Below are 381 nucleotides of genomic sequence, written 5' to 3'. Positions count from 1 at the left end.
CCTGCAGATGCACCACCATCGCGCCGAGCACTGGATCGTGGTCAGTGGCACCGCCGAGGTGACCCGTGGCGATGAAGTGATCCTGCTCAGCGAGAACCAGAGCACCTACATTCCGCTGGGCGTGACCCACCGCCTGAGCACGACCACGCATGGACCTGAAAAGTGGCTACCCCTGGTGGGCAGTGCGCAACGGACTGCTGCAGGCCTTTCCCCCACTGGAGCAGGATCTGCGCTGCGACGTGCTGGTGGTCGGTGGCGACTTCGCGACCACCTTCGAGGATGCGATCGCCCTGCAGTCGGCGCAGTGCCGCAAGGATGCTGCGTGCAGCAAGCGTTTCCCGACCGATACCCGCGCGCAGCTGCGCAGCGTGGTCGACACCC

The 381-nt window shown here is 65.9% G+C and carries 1 protein-coding gene and 1 pseudogene; both read left to right on the top strand.

Features of this window, described 5'->3' with window-relative positions:
* Nucleotides 1-136, top strand: a pseudogene (locus ABGA94_RS19820) (cupin domain-containing protein); the annotation flags it as partial.
* 13 nt (nucleotides 137-149) lie between these two features.
* The coding region (locus tag ABGA94_RS19815) for a hypothetical protein (protein WP_375367968.1) at nucleotides 150-381 on the top strand (232 nt) is incomplete at its 3' end.

Origin of the sequence: Stenotrophomonas sp. 3diitr2024, from assembly GCF_042136455.1 — a bacterium.
Lineage (GTDB): Bacteria > Pseudomonadota > Gammaproteobacteria > Xanthomonadales > Xanthomonadaceae > Stenotrophomonas > Stenotrophomonas sepilia.
This window is presented reverse-complemented; position numbering and strand designations above follow the sequence as displayed.